The organism is Serratia sp. CY38905 (assembly GCF_052168875.1).
Classification (GTDB): Bacteria; Pseudomonadota; Gammaproteobacteria; order Enterobacterales; family Enterobacteriaceae; genus Serratia; species Serratia sarumanii.
The window spans coordinates 104,842-121,334 of record NZ_JBJNLV010000007.1; the positions used below are offsets into that span (position 1 = coordinate 104,842).

At 61.9% G+C, this 16,493-nt stretch carries 16 protein-coding genes; 5 read left to right on the forward strand and 11 right to left on the reverse strand.

Going from position 1 to position 16,493, the window contains the following annotated elements; translation table 11 throughout:
* Positions 1-20: 20 nt before the first annotated feature.
* On the reverse strand, positions 21-1,283 hold the full coding sequence (gene lysA / locus ACJ8MK_RS16185) for a diaminopimelate decarboxylase (protein WP_033649495.1): 1,263 nt from the start codon (positions 1,281-1,283) through the stop codon (positions 21-23).
* A 133-nt stretch (positions 1,284-1,416) separates the two neighbouring features.
* On the opposite strand from lysA, the gene ACJ8MK_RS16190 reads away from it, so the two are divergent.
* Complete coding sequence (locus tag ACJ8MK_RS16190; protein ID WP_308414300.1) at positions 1,417-2,340, forward strand: LysR family transcriptional regulator; 924 nt, start codon at positions 1,417-1,419, stop codon at positions 2,338-2,340.
* A 27-nt stretch (positions 2,341-2,367) separates the two neighbouring features.
* On the opposite strand, the gene ACJ8MK_RS16195 is transcribed toward ACJ8MK_RS16190, so the two are convergent.
* Positions 2,368-3,276, reverse strand: a complete 909-nt coding sequence (locus tag ACJ8MK_RS16195; RefSeq protein ID WP_015378928.1) for a LysR family transcriptional regulator — start codon at positions 3,274-3,276, stop codon at positions 2,368-2,370.
* Between the two features lie 108 nt (positions 3,277-3,384).
* On the opposite strand from ACJ8MK_RS16195, the gene ACJ8MK_RS16200 reads away from it, so the two are divergent.
* Complete coding sequence (locus ACJ8MK_RS16200) at positions 3,385-4,269, forward strand: MBL fold metallo-hydrolase (RefSeq protein WP_033635778.1); 885 nt, start codon at positions 3,385-3,387, stop codon at positions 4,267-4,269.
* A gap of 68 nt (positions 4,270-4,337) precedes the next feature.
* Positions 4,338-4,985 carry a DsbA family protein gene (locus tag ACJ8MK_RS16205; RefSeq protein ID WP_039567349.1) on the forward strand — a complete coding sequence of 216 codons (648 nt, stop codon included), beginning with the start codon at positions 4,338-4,340 and terminating at the stop codon, positions 4,983-4,985.
* 32 nt (positions 4,986-5,017) lie between these two features.
* Here the strand turns inward: ACJ8MK_RS16205 and ACJ8MK_RS16210 are convergent, their stop codons facing one another.
* On the reverse strand, positions 5,018-5,725 hold the full coding sequence (locus ACJ8MK_RS16210) for a tetratricopeptide repeat protein (protein WP_442517893.1): 708 nt from the start codon (positions 5,723-5,725) through the stop codon (positions 5,018-5,020).
* A gap of 205 nt (positions 5,726-5,930) precedes the next feature.
* Between ACJ8MK_RS16210 and ACJ8MK_RS16215 the strand changes: the two genes are divergently transcribed.
* Positions 5,931-7,658: an ABC transporter ATP-binding protein/permease gene (locus tag ACJ8MK_RS16215; protein ID WP_103774441.1), complete on the forward strand. Its 1,728-nt coding sequence runs from the start codon at positions 5,931-5,933 to the stop codon at positions 7,656-7,658.
* Positions 7,659-7,694: 36 nt separating this feature from the next.
* On the opposite strand, the gene agaF is transcribed toward ACJ8MK_RS16215, so the two are convergent.
* Genes agaF through agaR form a run of 6 tightly spaced genes read right to left on the reverse strand, consistent with a single transcriptional unit; the run spans position 7,695 to position 12,375 of the window.
* The gene (agaF, locus tag ACJ8MK_RS16220; protein ID WP_033649491.1) at positions 7,695-8,129 is read right to left on the reverse strand and encodes a PTS galactosamine/N-acetylgalactosamine transporter subunit IIA; all 435 of its coding nucleotides are present in this window, start codon (positions 8,127-8,129) and stop codon (positions 7,695-7,697) included.
* Positions 8,130-8,139: 10 nt separating this feature from the next.
* Positions 8,140-9,033 carry a PTS system mannose/fructose/sorbose family transporter subunit IID gene (locus ACJ8MK_RS16225; protein ID WP_033649490.1) on the reverse strand — a complete coding sequence of 298 codons (894 nt, stop codon included), beginning with the start codon at positions 9,031-9,033 and terminating at the stop codon, positions 8,140-8,142.
* The gene (agaW, locus tag ACJ8MK_RS16230; RefSeq protein WP_033635784.1) at positions 9,023-9,802 is read right to left on the reverse strand and encodes a PTS N-acetylgalactosamine transporter subunit IIC; all 780 of its coding nucleotides are present in this window, start codon (positions 9,800-9,802) and stop codon (positions 9,023-9,025) included. The genes ACJ8MK_RS16225 and agaW overlap by 11 nt, the downstream gene beginning before the upstream one ends.
* A 14-nt stretch (positions 9,803-9,816) precedes the next feature.
* A complete protein-coding gene (agaV, locus tag ACJ8MK_RS16235; RefSeq protein WP_019455696.1) occupies positions 9,817-10,293 on the reverse strand; it encodes a PTS N-acetylgalactosamine transporter subunit IIB in 477 nt (158 codons plus the stop codon).
* Between the two features lies 1 nt (position 10,294).
* Positions 10,295-11,578 carry a D-tagatose-bisphosphate aldolase, class II, non-catalytic subunit gene (locus tag ACJ8MK_RS16240; RefSeq protein ID WP_049212611.1) on the reverse strand — a complete coding sequence of 428 codons (1,284 nt, stop codon included), beginning with the start codon at positions 11,576-11,578 and terminating at the stop codon, positions 10,295-10,297.
* 23 nt (positions 11,579-11,601) lie between these two features.
* Positions 11,602-12,375 (reverse strand): transcriptional repressor AgaR, encoded by a 774-nt coding sequence (agaR, locus tag ACJ8MK_RS16245; RefSeq protein WP_033649488.1) that lies wholly within the window; start codon positions 12,373-12,375, stop codon positions 11,602-11,604.
* A gap of 503 nt (positions 12,376-12,878) precedes the next feature.
* Between agaR and ACJ8MK_RS16250 the strand changes: the two genes are divergently transcribed.
* The gene (locus tag ACJ8MK_RS16250; RefSeq protein ID WP_442517894.1) at positions 12,879-14,099 is read left to right on the forward strand and encodes a CynX/NimT family MFS transporter; all 1,221 of its coding nucleotides are present in this window, start codon (positions 12,879-12,881) and stop codon (positions 14,097-14,099) included.
* A gap of 183 nt (positions 14,100-14,282) precedes the next feature.
* Here the strand turns inward: ACJ8MK_RS16250 and ACJ8MK_RS16255 are convergent, their stop codons facing one another.
* Positions 14,283-14,396 (reverse strand): YmiA family putative membrane protein, encoded by a 114-nt coding sequence (locus ACJ8MK_RS16255; RefSeq protein ID WP_049232362.1) that lies wholly within the window; start codon positions 14,394-14,396, stop codon positions 14,283-14,285.
* Positions 14,397-14,783: 387 nt separating this feature from the next.
* The gene (locus tag ACJ8MK_RS16260) at positions 14,784-16,436 is read right to left on the reverse strand and encodes a multidrug ABC transporter permease/ATP-binding protein (RefSeq protein ID WP_033649486.1); all 1,653 of its coding nucleotides are present in this window, start codon (positions 16,434-16,436) and stop codon (positions 14,784-14,786) included.
* Positions 16,437-16,493: the final 57 nt, after the last annotated feature.

Genomic DNA, 16,493 nt, shown 5'->3' on the forward strand with positions numbered 1-16,493 from the left:
GCAAGGCGCCCGCCCGCTTATCAGATAAGCTCCAGCGCGATCAGCTCTTCGATGGTCTGGCGGCGGCGGATCAGCCGCGGTTCGCCGTTTTCGAACAGCACTTCGGGCAACAGCGGGCGGCTGTTGTAGTTGGAGGACATCGATGCGCCGTAGGCGCCGGTGTCGTGGAACACCAGATAATCGCCGATCTGCACCGGCGGCAGTTCGCGGGTTTCCACGCCGCCGCCCGCCTGCTGGGTGAACACGTCGCCGGATTCGCACAGCGGCCCGGCAATTACCGTCTCGCGCAGCGCTTGCCGCGAGGTGTCGCGCCCATCGGCCGGCAACAGCGAAATATGGTGATAGCTGCCGTACATTGCCGGGCGCATCAGATCGTTAAAACCGGCGTCCACCAGCACGAAGTGGCGGCTGCCCATGTCTTTTACCGCCCGCACCTCGGCCACCAAGACGCCCGCTTCCGCCATCAGGAAACGCCCCGGTTCGATCTCCAGCTGCACCGGATGCCCCAGATGCGCGGCGATGCGTTCACGCGCCCGGTTCCACAACCCGAAATAGTGTTCGGTATCGATCGCCTCTTCGCCGTACTGGTACGGGATAGACAGGCCACCTCCGGCGGAAATGGCGCTGATATCATGACCGAGATCGATCACCTGCTGCACCATCGCATCGCAGACGCGCTCCAGATGCTGGTAATCGACGCCGGAACCGATGTGCATGTGCACGCCGACCAGCTTCAGGCCGTAGCGGCGAATTTTCTCCACCGCCTGCGGCAGGTCGGCATACCAGATACCGTGCTTGCTGTTCTCGCCGCCGGTGTTGGTTTTCTGGCTGTGGCCGTGGCCAAAACCCGGGTTAATGCGCAGCCACACCGGGTGCCCTGCGGAAACCTGGCCGAGCTGATCCAGCATGTCGATGGAACCGGCGTTGACCGGGATCTTCAATTCGCTGACGCGCGCCAGCGTGGCATGATCCAACACGTCCGCGGTAAACACGATTTCGCTCGGTTCGCCGCCCGGCTGAAAACCGGCCTGCAGCGCCCGCTCGATCTCGCCCAGCGACACCGAATCCACCTTCACGCCCTGCTCGCGCATCAAGCGCAAAATATGAATGTTCGAACAGGCCTTCTGTGCGAAACGGATAGTGTCGAAATGGCGCAGCTGAGCGATGCGCTGGCTGATGATGTCCGCATCATAGGCCCAAACCGGGCAGCCGAAACGCTGCGGCAAGGCCAACAGGTTAGCGGCGTTCAACGCAGTGGAGGTGTCGTGCAACGGGCGTGGCATGGCGATATTCCCAATTCAAAAATGACGGCAGATAACGCCATAGTGCCGCACGCTGAATCGGGTGGAAAATATCTATTTAGCCGTAGTCTATTCATTTATGATATGGCTTTCCCCTTAACCGAGCGCCCTCGCTATGCACAGCATCTCTTTGCGGCAGATCGAAATCTTTCGGGCGGTGATGACCACCGGCAACCTGACCGAGGCGGCGGCCCTGCTGCAGACCTCGCAACCGACCGTCAGCCGCGAGCTGGCGCGTTTTGAAAAGCTGATCCGGCTGCAGCTGTTCGACCGGGTGCGCGGTCGCTTGTCCCCTACCGTGCAGGGCCTACGGTTGTTCGAAGAGGTGCAGCGCTCCTATTACGGCCTCGATCGCATCGTCAACGCCGCCGCCGGCATCCGCCAGTTTCAGCAGGCGCAGCTGTCGATCGTGTGCCTGCCGGTTTTTTCCCAATCGCTGCTGCCGGCGGTGTGCCGGCCCTTTATCGAACGTTACCCGGAAGTCAGCTTCAGCGTTATCCCGCAAGAGTCGCCGCTGCTGGAAGAGTGGCTGTCGGCCCAGCGCCACGATCTCGGGCTGACGGAAACCACCCTGACGCCGGCGGGCACCGAGCGGGTGACGCTGATGACGTTGAACGAAGTGTGCGTGCTGCCGACGGGCCACCCGCTGCTGGTGAAAGATCGGCTGACGCCGCAGGACTTCGCCGGGCAGAACTTTATCAGCCTGTCGAGCACCGACAGCTATCGCCACCTGCTGGATGCGTTGTTCGGCGAACAGGGCGTCGAGCGCCGCATGGTGATGGAAACGCACAGCGCGGCATCGGTATGCGCCATGGTGAGGGCCGGCGTGGGGGTGTCGATCGTCAACCCGCTGACGGCGCTCGACTATGCCGGCAACGGCGTGCACGTGCGGCCGTTCAGCATCGACGTGCCGTTCACCGTCAGCCTTATTCGGCCGCTACACCGCCCCTCGTCGGCGCTGGTGACGGCCTTTATCGACCACCTTCATCAGCAGGCCGCCACCTTTGTCGCCCGGCTGGCCGCCGCCGTCAGGCGCTAAAAGCGGCGTGGGAATATTGCCGAAGCATCAGCGCAGCGTCGCCTGCCACTGCGGATCGGTGGCGAACCACTCCACCAGAAAGTCCAGCATGGTGCGCAAGGTGGCGGGCATCTGGCGGCGTGAGGTATAGATGCCGTAGATGCCCATCGACTGCGGCCGGTAATCCGGCAACAGTTCGACCAGTTCGCCGCTGGCCAGCAGCGGCGCCGCCGAATAATAGGGCTGCATGGAAATGCCCGCGCCCTGCACCGTGCCGGCCATCAGCACCACCGACTCGTTGGCGCTCAGGTTGCCGCTGACCGCCACCGCCGATTTCACCCCCTGCGCGTCAAAATGCCACAGGCTTTTGCCGAAATAGGAATAAGTCAGGCAGTTGTGCAACGCCAAATCCTGCGGCTGGCGCGGGGTGCCGTGCGCCGCCAGATAAGCGGGCGCGGCGCACACCACCGATGCGCAGGTGGACAGCGGGCGGGCGATCAGGTTGGGATCCAGCTCGTTGGTGATGCGCAGCGCCAGATCGATGCGCTCTTCCACCAGGTTCACCGCCCGGTTGTTCATCTGCAGATCGACCGCCACTTGCGGGTGACGCTTCAGATACTGAGCGACCGCCCCCACCAGCGCCGTTTGCCCCAGCGACTGCGAACAGGTGATGCGCAGCAGGCCGCGCAACTCGTCGCTCTGCCCTTCCTCCACCAGGTCGATCTCCCCCGCCAGCGCCAGCATTTGCCGGCAGCGCTCCAGAGTACGCTCACCGGCGTCGGTCAGACTAAGCTTACGGGTAGTGCGGTGCAGTAAACGCGCCCCGGCCCATTGCTCCATCTGCGCCAGGTAGCGCGTCACCATCGCGCGCGACATCTCCAGCGTTTCCGCAGCGGCGATCATGCTGCCGCGATCGACGATGGTGACAAAAACCTCTGCGGCGGTAATGCGATCCATGATTAGTCCGATTTATGCAACGAATAATTGCTTATTATCCGGTTTTTCTATCGCTTTATGCAACCTAACATCATTACAACATTAACCGATACCTAAGGACCTCTGCCCATGTTTAAGAAATCACTGTTAACTCTGGCCTTCACCGGCGTCGCCACCCTCAGCACCTACGCCACCGCGGCCGATACCCTGACCATGGAAGTGTATAACCCGGGCGAGAAAAGCGTGTTCCCGGTGTCTTCCGAAATCATCAGCGGCAAACACGAAGTGGCGCTGATCGACGCTCAGTTCCAGCGTAACGACGCCGAAGCGCTGGTTAAAAAGATCAAGGCGACCGGCAAGAAACTGACCACCGTTTATATCAGCCACTCAGACCCGGATTTCTATTTCGGTCTGGACGTGATTAAAGCGGCCTTCCCGGAGGCGAAAATCATCGCTTCGCCAGGCACTATCAAGGACATCAACGCCACCAAAGACGGTAAAGTCGCCTATTGGGGCCCGATCCTGAAAGACAACGCGCCGAAAACCGTGATCGTGCCGCAGCCGCTGCAGGGCGACAGCTTCACCATCGACGGCCAGAAAGTGGAAGTGAAAGGCCTGAACGGCCCGACCCCCGATCGCACCTTCGTGTGGATCCCGGCGCTGAAAGCGGTAGTGGGCGGTGTCGCGGTCGCCGGTGACAACATCCACCCGTGGATCGCCGACAACCAGAGCGTGGAATCGCGCCAGCACTGGCAGCAGACGCTGAAAAACATCGAAGCGCTGAAGCCGCAGGTCGTGGTGCCGGGCCACTTCCTGCCGGGCGCAGCGCAAACGCTGGCATCGGTGCACTTTACCCAGAAATACCTGACCACGCTGGAAGCCGAGCTGCCGAAGGCCAAGGATTCCGCCGCGCTGATTGAGGCGATGAAAAAGCACTACCCGACGCTGAAAGACGAGTCGAGCCTGGAACTGAGCGCGAAAGTGCTGAAAGGCGAGATGAAGTGGCCGCAATAAGCGCCCGTGCGTGATTGAACCAGCCCTGGCACCGCGGTGAGCTGCCGCGCGCCAGGCGAGGAGTAAAGATGACCGAAACCACTCTGCATTACATTTTCGATCCGCTGTGCGGCTGGTGCTACGGCGCCGCGCCGCTGGTGAAAGCGGCTCAGAGCCTCCCTGGGCTGAAGATCGTGCCGCATGCCGGCGGCATGATGACCGGCAACAACCGCCGTCAGATTACCGACGAATGGCGCAACTACGTCATTCCGCACGACAAACGCATCGCCGAGATGACGGGCCAGCCTTTTGGCGAAGCCTATTTCAACGGCCTGCTGCGCGACACCACGGCAGTGATGGATTCCGAGCCGCCGATCACCGCCATCCTGGCGGCGGAAAAGCTGGCGGGCCGCGGGCTGGACATGCTGCACCGCATTCAGCAGGCGCACTATCAAGAAGGCCGGCGCATCGCCGATACGCCGGTGCTGGAAGCGTTGGCGAAAGAGCTGGGGTTGCCTTCGGCGGCGTTTATCGCCGAAATGCGTTTCAACACCGGCGCACCAACCGCGCAGCACATCGCGGAAAGCCGGGCGCTGCTGGCCAAAGTGCAAGGCCAGGGCTTCCCGACCTTTGCGCTGCAGGACAGCGAAGGCCGTCTGCATCTGCTGCCGGCCGGCAACTATCTGGGTAACGTGGAAGCCTGGAAAAACCTGCTGGGCGCCGCCGCGCTGGCGTAACCTACCTTTCCCGCCCCGGCTGCCGGGGCGGGTCATTCGACCCGCACGAACCGCCCTTCCGCGCGCACGTTGTGACCGAACCCGCAATCCCCCCGTGTGTGCATCTCCAACGCTTGCTCGCCAAATTCCAGCGTGACGTCGCAGACCTGCGCGCTTTCCGAGTCATGCTGATGGTAGACCGCTTTGCCGTGCTCGATTGGCAGCTCGGCGGTGAAGTCACCCATGTTCGGCCCGTAATACAGCCCCATCTGCGGCATGGCGTAGCCGGAAAAATCGATCAGCCAACGCTCGCCCTGCGGCTTCACCGCCACTTCGCTCCACACGCCGCGCCCGGCATATTGCCAATACACGCCGCCCGGCCCCTGCGGCTGCGGCCGCTGCGCCAGGCGTTGGCGCAACAGGCTCATGTTGTGCTGCGATTTGTCATCGTGCGGCGCCAGCGCCAGGTAGGCCTGTGCCTTGAGCAATTCCCCGGCGCGCATCAGCGACAGCGCCACGTTGTTGTAGGCCGTGGCGACGGCCTGCTCGCTCAGGCCGCAAAACTCGCTCCAGGCCGCCTGATCGCGAAAGATGTCGGCAGCTTTGGCGTAATCCTGCCGCTGATAGGCCTTTTTTCCCAGTTCGGCGTAGCTCGCCACCTTTTGGCAGTCGGCGGCGATGTCCGGCTCGTCAATGTGCGCCCAGGCCCGGGCACCGGCGAAGACGCCGCAGGTCAGCAACAGGGGAAACCAAGCCTTCATCGTTTATCCTTTCTGCAAAAATTCGGCGCCAGTATAACCGCCCGGCGGTGGAGTGTATGCCGCAATTGCGCCCGTCGGCGTGCCGCTGTCGATTCAGCCGCCTTATTTCAAACGGTTAGCGAGGTCAAAACTGCTTACAGTCGCGGTTTGTTTGTTACCGGCCCGCAGCCCATGCTGAACGAAATACCGCAATTATCGAGCCGTTATGAACGCAACCCCCTTGCAGAAACACGCCGTTTGGCAGCTGATCAAACCCTTTTGGGTGTCGGAGGAGCGATGGCGCGCCTGGATGATGCTGATCGCCATCGTCGTCCTGTCGCTCGGTCTGGTCTATATCAGCGTGCAGATCAACCAGTGGAATCAGGTGTTCTACGATGCGCTGCAGAACAAGAACTACCCGGTATTCAAGGCGCAGCTGTGGCGTTTTACCTATCTGGCGCTGATCTTCATCGTGCTGGCGGTCTACAAGATCTACCTGACTCAGGGGCTGCAGATGCGCTGGCGGCGCTGGATGACGGAAAAGTTCATGGAAAAATGGCTGGCGCACCAGGCGTATTACCACACCGAGCAGCAGCAGATCGTCGATAACCCCGATCAGCGTATTGCCGAAGATCTCAACGTATTGACCCAATATACCCTGTCGCTGTCGCTCGGGCTGCTCTCCAGCCTGGTGACGCTGTTTTCCTTTATCGACATCCTATGGCACGTCAGCGGGCCAATGACCTTCGCGCTCGGCCAGCATGCCATCACCTTGCCCGGTTATATGGTGTGGTTCGCGCTGCTGTATGCGGTGCTGGGATCGCTGCTGATCTGGTGGGTCGGCAAACCTCTGGTCATGCTGGGCTTCAACCAGGAACGGTATGAGGCAAACTTCCGTTTCGGCCTGATCCGCATCCGCGAAAACAACGACGCCATCGCGCTGTACCACGGCGAACCGCGCGAGGCGCAGCAGCTGGGCGACCGTTTTGACACCATTCGCAGCAACTGGTGGGCGATTATGCGCATCACCCGGCGGCTGAACATCGCCACCAACTTCTACGGCCAATTCGCCATTGTATTTCCCCTGCTGGTGGCGGCGCCGCGCTACTTCTCCGGCGCCATTCAGATGGGCGGCCTGATGCAGATCGCCTCGGCCTTCGGCCAGGTACAGGGTGCGCTGTCGTGGTTCATCGACGCATTTAACGATTTGGCGACCTGGAAAGCCTGCGTCAACCGTCTGGCCGGCTTCAACGCCGCCGTCGATCAGGTTCATCATCAGCCGCGCGGCATTCAGCTGCGGGAAGAGACCGCCCATCCGTTGACGCTGAGCAACCTCAGCCTGCACTTGCCCGACGGCCAGCCGCTGCTGGCCGGCGCCGAGATGACGCTGCAACGCGGCGATCGCCTGCTGATCGTCGGCCCTTCCGGCTGCGGCAAGTCGACGCTGCTGCGGGCCATCGCCGGTATCTGGCCTTACGGCGCGGGCGCCATCGGGGTAGCGGCCAATGCCAACACGTTGTTCCTGCCGCAGCGCAGCTACATTCCGATCGGCACGCTGCGCGAAGCGTTGAGCTACCCGAGCCTGGCGTCGGAATACAGCGATCCGCAGCTGATGCGGGTGCTGGAAAACTGCCGCCTGAAACACCTGCAGCGCTGGCTGAATACCTCCGCCAACTGGAGCCACCGCCTGTCGCCGGGCGAGCAACAGCGGCTGGCGTTCGCCCGCGCCCTGTTGATTCGCCCGAACATCCTGTTCCTCGACGAAGCCACCAGCGCGCTGGACGACGAAACCGAACAGTTGATGTACTGCCTGCTGGTGGATGAACTGCCGGACGTGACGCTGATCAGCGTGGCGCACCGCAACAGCGTGGCGAAGTACCACCAGACCTGCTGGCGCTTCAGCCGCAGCGAAGATCAACCGGCGCGCCTGATGCTAAGCCCGCTGCCGGCATAACCCGCAGAGCCGGGCGCGGCGGCGCCCGGCGTTCGTTCAGATGCCGTCGGCCGGCACGTCTTCACATTTCACCCGGCGGCGCTCATGCCACAGGCTGGTCAGGCCGCGTTTGCCGCACGCCAGCGCCACCTCGCGAAACTCATCCAGGCTCAACCCGTCGCGCTCCAGCATCATTTCCGCCGCCAGCTGCATGTTGACGCCGGTCAGCACTTCGCAATCGCCCTGCGCATCCGCCAGTTCGCAGGCGCTGCGAAACGGCGAGCCGCCGAGCATGTCGGTGAGAAACACCACGCCGTCCGGCTGCGCCACCGCCGCCAGCGCCGAGCGCAAGGCGTCGTTGAGCTGCGCGGTGCTCATCTGTTCAGGGAAATCGACCGCCGCGCAGTGCGGCTGCGGCCCCACCACCTGCTCCACCGCCTGCAACAGCCCGGTGGCGAAGCCGCCGTGGCCGGTAATCACAATGCCTGGCATAGCCCACTCCTCACAAAATGCCGATAAATTTGCCCGCCACGCCGATCGCTACGGTGACGCCAATCAGCTTCACCGGCGAGAAACCGCGCTTCATCAGGAAGAAAATGAGCAGCGTGAAGCACAGCGGCAACAAGTTGGGCATCAACTTGTCCAGCACGTCTGTCTGCAGCGCCACCCTGGCCTTGCCGGCATGCATCACCAACGGCGTGGACAGATGCACATACGAGGCCACCAGTGCGCCGATCACCGTCATGCCGACGATCGACGCGGCGTGAGAAATGCGCCGGGTGTGGGTCTTCAACAGCGCCAGCGCGCTGGTGCCGGCCTGATAGCCGTAGTGCGCCAGCCCGAAGCGCAGGCCGAAGTGGAACAGGTTGAACAGCAGCAGGAAGACGATCGGCCCGAACAGGCTGCCCTCCAATGCCAGCGAAGCGCCTATCCCGGCGCAGATCGGCAGCAGCGTCAGCCAAAACAGCGCGTCGCCGATGCCGCCGAGCGGCCCCATCAGCGCCACTTTCACCGCGCGAATGGTGGAGATCTTCTCCTTGTTCTGCTCCATCGCCAGCACCAGGCCGGACAGGAAGGTGACGTCGAACGGGTGCACGTTGATAAATTCCATGTGCATCTTCATCGAGTTGGCCAGATCCTGCGGGTTGCGGTGGATCTTGCGCAGTCCGGGGATCAGCTGGTACAGCCAGCCGCCGGCCTGCATACGTTCATAGTTGAACGACGCCTGCAGCAGCAGCGAACGCCAGGCCATACGGTTGATGTCGCCGCGCGTCAGCGCTTCGGCGGGCTGGCTGTCCAGATAGTCGTCCTGCTCCACCTGGCTGGTGGCCAGCGCCTGCGCCATGCGTTGCTCGGCCTTTTGCGCCAGCAGATCGTCGGAATCGTTAAATGCCATCTTCGGCGTCCTCCTGCGGAGCGGGCCGGGCCGTCGCCTCTGCCGCGCCGCGTTGCGTGTTGAAGAAATCGATCAGGGCGATCGCCAGGGCGCCCAGCGCCACCGCCAGGATCGGCAGCTTGAGGAACGTGACCGAGATAAAGCCGAGGATAAAATAGGCCACGTAGGTTTTTTTCATCATCACCTTCATCAGCAGCGAGAAGCCGATCGCCGGCATCATGCCGCCCGCCACCGCCAGCCCGTCCAGCAGCCAACCCGGCGCCTTCTGCACCATGGCGCTGGCCGCATCGGCGCCGAAGTAAATCGGCAGGAACGCCACCACGAAATAGAAGATGAACAGGATGCCGATGCCGAGATAGTTCACCCGTTCGACGCCGCGCCAGTTCAGCTCTTTCACCATGCGATCGCAGCGGTGCATCATCGGCGAGAACAGCGTAAACAGCAGCGTGATGCAGCCCTGCACCGCAATCGAGAATGGCACCGCCACGCCGATCGCCACTTTAGGGTCGGCCTTGGTCAGAATGGCGAACGCGGTGCCGATCACCCCGCCGATCACCACGTTCGGCGGTTGGGCGCCCGCCAGCGGCACCATCCCCATCCACACCAGCTCCAGCGTGCCGCCCACCAGCAAGCCGGTGTAGACATCGCCCAAAATCAGCCCCACCAGCGGCCCCATCACCACCGGCCGATGGAAGTGGGTCAGGCCGTCGAACAGGTCCACCCCCGCCAGCCCGGCCAACAACGCAATCAATAACGCATCCGTCAACATGCTTTCCCCCTGGCTCAAAAGAGCAATTTGCCGATCGCCTCGCCCGCCTCATCCGGCACCCGGCGCACTTCGCACTCCACGCCCAGCGCCGCTAACGCGCGAAACGCGGCCACGTCGCCGTCGTCCAGCGACACCGTTTTGTGCACCTGCCGCTTCCCCTCGGCGAAGTGCATGTTGCCGACGTTGACGAAACGGATCGGCACCCCACCGCGCACCAGCGTCAACACATCCTGCGGCGTTTTGCACACCAGAAAAATCTTCTGCCGATCCGCCGCCTTGTGGATCACGTCGATGGTTTTCTGCAGCGTGAAGTAGCGGGTCTGCACCCCTTCCGCCACCACCATGTCCATCAGGTTCTGCTGCACCGGATCGGCGGCGGCCTCGTCGTTGGCCACCACCACCAGGTTGGCGCCGAGGGTGTTGGTCCAGGTCACGCCCACCTGGCCGTGCACCAGGCGATTGTCGATGCGGGTCATTAAAATGTTCGGCATGTCAGCGGCCCTCCGGGTAGCAGGCGGCGTGGTAATCGTCGAGCACCTGCGTCACTTTATGCAGCACCCACTCTTGCGGATCGGCGCTCAATTCGCCGGCGTTCAGCGCCCGCGCCTGATCCGGCAGGTACTGGCTGAGCAGCGCCAGCGGCGCCGGGCTGCGGCGCAGGTTGTCCAGCAGCCCGTCGACCGCCTGCTGCACCTGCGGCTGCGGCCAGTAGTAACGCACTCGATCGCTCAGGCTGTAGTGGCGATCGAGGTACTGTTGGTGCGGCGTGCCGTGGTAATAGCGGCTCCACTGCTGCGGCTGCTCGCGCATCACCTGCTCCAGCGTGGCGCACAGCTGCGCCGACTGGCGCTCCCCCAGCCATTCACGCTCGATGCGATCGAGGGCGAACAGCGCTTCGCGCAGCGCGAAGGTCAGCGCCGGCCCCACCTTCAGGATGGCGAAGTGATCGCGCACCAGTTGGCGGTAGGCCTGCGGCGGCTGATAGTCCGTGGAGTGCGCTTCATAGATCATGCCCGGCTGGCGTTCGATGAAATGGCTCAAGGCGTCGGCGCGCTGCGGCTGATAGCGTTCGACGCGGTGGTGATCGAACTCGACGCCCGGCTGCACCACCAGCGCGATGGCTCTCTGCCAGGCATCGTTCAGCTCGGCCTGTTGCCAGGCGATACGGTGCGTTTCCAGCGTTTGCGCCACCGCCTGCGGCGTGGTGACCTGCAGGCTCGCCAGCGCCTCCTGCGCGCCGCCCGGCACCGGCACTTCGGTGCCAATCACATAGACCGGCGCTTCGCCGCCGCTCTGCATCCAGGCCCGCTCCGCCACCGCGCACAAGCGCGCCGCACGCTCGGCGACCATGGCATCCCCCAGGGGCGAGGGATCGCCGGCGCACGACATGGAACAATCGAGGTGAATCTTGCGAAATCCGGCGCGAACGTAATCGTCGATCAAGGTTTCCGCCAGCGCCATCGCCTCCTGAGCCGGGCGATCTTGCCAGGCGTTGGGCCCCAGGTGATCGCCGCCCAGCCACACGCGATCGCGCGCCAGGCCAACCTCATCCGCCAGATGCCACAGCGCATCGCGGAACTGGGCCGCCGTTTGGCCGGTATAGCCGCCGAACTGATTGACCTGGTTGGACGTCGCCTCCACCAATACCGGCGTGCCGCGCGCTTTGGCCTGCCGCAGCGCGGCCTTCAGAACCCAGGGATGGGCGGAACAGACGGAAAAGATCCCGACCGGCATACCGGCCTTGTGCTGCTCGACAAGCTGTAACAACTGCTGCATGAAGCCCCCATGCAGGCGCCCTGCTACCGATCGGCGATGATGACCTCCACGCCCAGCTCGGTTAACGCCCGCTCGTAATCGTCCGGAAGACGGCTGTCGGTGATCAGCCGATGGATTTGTCCGGCTTCGCGAATCATGCAAAAGCTCTTGCGACCGAATTTGCTGGCATCCGCCACCGCGATAATCTCGCGCGCCACCTCGCACATCACGCGATTGAGGTGCGCCTCACCGGGGTGAGGCGTGGTAATGCCGGCGCTCAGATCGAACCCGTCGACGCCCAAAAACAGCTTGTCGAAGCGGTACTGACGCAATTGCTGCTCGGCGGCCGGACCGTAGAGCGAGTAAGAGTTGCGGCGCACGCTGCCCCCCAGCACCATGACCTCCACCCCGTCGTTTCCCGAAAGCTCGTAGGCAATGTTCAGCGCATTGGTCATCACCACCAGATCGCGCCGCCCCTTCAGGAACGGCACGATCTGCGTGGTGGTGGAGCCGGAATCGAGGATCAGCGCATCGCCGTCGCGCACATAGCCGGCCGCCGCGTTGGCGATCAGCGTTTTGACGTCGCGATTCAACCGCCCCTTGTCCCGCAGCGGCCGATCGAAAGCGAATTGCTGATTGAGCATCGCGCCGCCGTAAGCGCGCAGCGCACACCCTTTTCGTTCCAGAAAGCGCAGATCGTTGCGGATCGTCACCGTGGATACCGCAAACTGTTTGCTGAGCTGCTCCACGCGCACGCTGCCGTGCTCGCATAACAGATCGATAATGTGTTCACGTCGCTTTGCGGTATTCACTGGCATGAGCTGCGGTCCTCAGGTTTCCGGCATCGCCGGGGAGAAGATGGCTTTCGCTCTACTGCGCAGGCATTACAGCAAAGCGAAAGCAATGAAATTGTGATCGGGCTTACAGCCCGGTTTTAGCAAAAAAACCGTCAAAAAACCTTTCGAATCGAAACGGATCGAAAAGCCCAAAAGCGGAAGGGAGAAAAAGTGAAATGCCAGGATGGGCGAGAAGCCCGGAGCGCCGAGGTGCGGGCTGCGAGGAAAGCGAAAGCGGCGCCTGGCGCGCCCCGCGCCCTGACTTTTAGTTCACTCAGTGACCAGGATCACATAATGGCAATTATCCTGCGGCCGGTGGGGGTTAACCGCCGCCATCCCGCCGGGCCATCCCCTTGTCAGCGCGCGCCATCTTCCCTACACTTGCGATCGGATACCGTCGATTTGTCGGTACGTAAGCGTTAACGTCAATCAACGCATCATGCCATGCAGCACTGATTGACTGCATGCCCTGGTGCGAGGAACCCATGCCGCAACCCGCTTCACCCCCAGCGTCCACCGCGATCCCGCGTCGCCGATTGCACCGCCCCGTTCTGCTGATCGTCGGCATTATGCTGATCGCGGCCAACCTGCGCGCCGCCCTGACCAGCGTCGGCCCGCTGCTGGAACAGATCCAGCAGCAGCTGGCGTTGTCCGCCACCGCCGCCGGCCTGATCAACTCGCTGCCGCTGATCCTGTTCGCCATCCTCTCGCCATTGACTCCGGCGCTGGCGAAACGCATCGGCATCGAGCGCACCCTGGGTCTCGCCCTCGCGCTGCTGGTCTGCGGCATCGCGCTGCGTTCCCTGCCGCAAGACGCCATGCTATGGCCGGGCAGCATCCTGATCGGCGCCGCCATTACCTTCGCCAACGTAGTGCTGCCGACGCTGGTGAAAAGAGATTTCCCGCATCGCGCCGCCGCGATGATCGCCGCCTATGCGGCGGTGATGTCGCTGGTTGCCGCCATCGCCTCCGGCCTGGCGGTGCCGCTGGCTGCCCTGGCCGACCTCGGCTGGCGTTTCTCCTTGCTGTGCTGGGGGTTGCCCGCGTTGCTGGCGCTGCTGGTGTGGCTGCCGCAGCTGCGACGCTCAGACACTCCCGCCGCCAAAGCGCCGCAGCCGACGGAACCACAGCGCTATCGCTCTCCCTGGGGCAGCGCGCTGGGTTGGCAAGTGGCGATGTTCATGGGGCTGCAATCGATCGCCTTCTACACCATCATCGGCTGGTTCAGCGCCTTTGCCGCCAGCTACGGCACCTCAGCTCAGCAGGCAGGTTTCGAGCTGTTCGTTTACCAGGTGGTGGCCATCGTCGCCAACTTTGTCATGGTGGTGATTTTGCCGCGCGCACACGATCAACGGGCGATAGCGCTGGGCAGCTCGCTGCTGATCTTTATCGGCGTCGGGGGATTGTTGGTGCAACCCGCCAGTTCACTGGTGTGGCTGACGTTTGCCGGATTGGGGGCGGGGAGTTCGCTGGTGCTGGCGCTGTCGTTCTTTGGATTGCGCAGCCAGCATCATCATCAGGCGACGCTGCTGTCGGGTATGGCGCAATCCGTCGGTTATCTGTTGGCGGCGCTGGGGCCTACCCTATTCGGCCTGCTGCACGATCTGACGGCAGGTTGGCGTTTGCCGTTGATCGCCCTGCTGTGCCTGACCGTCTTGCAAATGCTGTTCGGCGCGCTGGCCGGCCGCCGCCGCGTGATCAGCTAACGCGGCTGCGCGATGGGGGCCGCGGCGGCTCAGAGTCGGTATCCTGCCATAAGTCTTCAATAAAGGCGCGCTGCTCATCGCTCAGCACCCATGACGGCGGAATTTTGGACTGTGCGCGACGCTCAGCGCCCTCACGGTTTTTAGCCTGCTTCTTGTTCACGAATCGCCTTCCTGCTTAACCTGCTAACTCAGTAACCAGTAAATCACGGCGGCGGTTAACAGCCAGAACAGCCCGCTACCGATAAATACACACAGCCATGCTCTACGTTTGATATCTGATCCATCCTTGCTCACCACAGCGCCCTCAACCAATAGATTAAACCATTCAAATGATGATTATTGATCTATTTTAACGATCAATAAAGTAGCTTTTTCCTATGGAAATTTAAAAAACAACTGCCAGCCATAGGCCTGCATCACCGCCTCAGTAAGAACGGCACCGTGGATATCACTGTTATCGGCAGGCGATAACTTGAATTGATAGGCGAACGAAGGTGCAGTGTGCCATACCTTGGAAGGTCGAAATTAAACCACTGGTAAATAATTCAACTATCAATTATTTGACTGCCCGTAAGCCAAATCGGCAACAGGCAGCGCTGGAGACGGGGGAGAAAATGAAGCGATGTACTGGGATCATGCGGAGAGAACACCGGCCCGTTTTGGTCTCGCTCGGGCCGGCGTGAGTTAACCGATTCTGCTGACGGAATCCCGGCTGGCGTGTTCACGCTCGCTGCCGGTCAGCTCACGTAAATGGCCTGAGCGCATCTCAAGCAACCGATCGGCGTGTTCGAAATAGTGATCGTCATGGCTGATGGCAAACACCGTTTTGCCCATCGCGCGCAGCTCCGGCAATAGTTCACGATAGAAAGTGCGCCGAAATTGCGGATCCTGATCCGCGGCCCATTCATCCAACAGCAAGATATCGCGCTGTTCCGCCACCGCCAGCAGCAAAGCCAGACGTTTGCGTTGCCCCTGCGACAGTTGCGGATTGGTCACCCTGGTGCCGTCAAACTGCAGTTTGCTTTTCATATTCAACCGCTCGAGCCAAATGGCGACCAGATCCGCATCGGGTTCACCGCCTTCCGGCCCTTGCAAGCGATCGAACTGATGAAAATCGGTGAAAATCGCCGAAAACAGCCGCCGGTAGTCCGGCATATCCGCTGCGCTCTGTGCGACGCCATCCAGAACGATATGGCCGCTCACCGGCCGGTACAACCCGGTCAACAACATCGCCAGCGTTGACTTGCCGCTGCCGTTGCCGCCGATCAGAAAGACCAGCTCACCACGCCGCAGCGTCAGATTGAGCGGCCCGACGGCAAAACCGGGCTGCTGTTCCGTATCTGCATAGTGAAAAACCACGTCGCGCAGCTCCAGCGTCTGCCAGGGGCGACCAACGGCGGCAGGAAACGCCGGTTGATACTCGGCCAGGCGCAGCGTCTTCAGCTTGTTAAAGGCCACTTCGGCGCTGACCAACGTCGGAAACGCTCCGACCGCTTGCAGTAATGGCGTGCGCAAAAACAGCAGCGTCAGTGAATAGGTGGCGGCCACCGCCGAGTCCGCCCATCCCAGACTGTTGGCCATAAAGAACACCAGCCCAATCGCGCCCAACATCATGATGTTTGACCAGTTGAGCGCGCTCAAATGGAAGGTATCGGCGCGAATGATGTGGTGGCGATAAGCTTGCGCATCGGGCTGATAGGCCTGTTCGTACAGCGCCTGCGCCCGCTTGCGGTTCAACGTCAGTTCCTTGCGGCCGTCAATCACCGACTCATAACGATGATAGAGACGTTCTTCCGACTCACGCAAACTGGCCATATGACGATAAACCCGTGATACCAGGCAGCCGCTGCCCACGACGGTCACCGCCACCCAGACTGCCGTGACCGCCAGCATTTTCGGCGATAGCCACCCCAGATAGGCCGCTGCCCCCAGGGTTAAAATCACCCCTTGTACCAGTTCAGGCAGGCGCACGAAGGCGACGGTGATATTGCGGATATCGCTGGACAGGCTGGCCAACAATGAGGCGCTGCCCAATTGTTCGAGGCGTTCAATATCGGTATCCAAAATGCGCTTCACTAACTGCCCACGCAGGCGATAGACGAAGTAATGGCCCAATGTCGTCAGCGCCAATTGCGAACCCAAGGTGACCGCTATCAACAATGCCAACAGGGCGAGAAACACCGGCAGCACGGCCAAGGCATCGCCGCCGGCGTCCATCAGGTATTGATTGATAAAAGCAATGATACCGATACCTAAGCCGGCGCTGGCCATGGTCAACGCCATGACAGCCAGAAATGGCCAACGATACTGGTGATAAACCACCCGTAGCAGTTCCATGAAAAAACCTCTGAAGTCGCGATCTGGCAGGCATTGTAAGCGGCGTGAGAATGAGAT